Below are 522 nucleotides of genomic sequence, written 5' to 3'. Positions count from 1 at the left end.
GTACTAAATCCTAATTCTTCAGCCATTTGTTTCTTTATGTATGCATTTAAAACCACTATGTTATCATAGGCCATTCTTTTAAGAAGAACGTTTAATGTCTTTTGGATGCCACTTGATAGGTTATTTATCTGTAGGATATTATCCAAATAAATTTTTACGTAATCAGGTTCTTTGGAAACATATGATTCTTCGATATGCTTTTGAAATAGCTTTTCTCCATCACCATTAGTAACTGTTTCTTTAACTTCTTTACTGATCCTTTTTCTTTGTGTATTTCCAATTAGTTCTTTTTCCCAACTTTTCAATTACACACCTCTTTTATATTATCATTTATAATCTATATCGTATTATAAAAATCAAATAGGTTCAAGGTGTTTTGTTTGTTTTTATAATCTGTTTTAGATTATACTTTATAACAAATATGATTATGTTCTGTAACCTATGTGATTATAATTTATAATAAATACGATTATAGTTAATTCATATAAATGTTGCTGCATCAACGTTTATATAGGTTTATTT

At 26.1% G+C, this 522-nt stretch carries 1 pseudogene; it reads right to left on the bottom strand.

Annotated elements, in window-relative coordinates:
* A pseudogene (locus RB298_RS02650) lies at positions 1-305 on the bottom strand (replication/maintenance protein RepL); the annotation flags it as partial.
* Between the last annotated feature and the right edge of the window lie 217 nt (positions 306-522).

Origin of the sequence: Priestia sp. BR_2, from assembly GCF_041954005.1 — a bacterium.
Taxonomy (GTDB): domain Bacteria; phylum Bacillota; class Bacilli; order Paenibacillales; family Paenibacillaceae; genus Paenibacillus_AQ; species Paenibacillus_AQ lautus_A.
The sequence above is the reverse complement of the archived record's forward strand: the minus strand, read 5'-3'. Positions and strand labels throughout refer to the sequence as shown.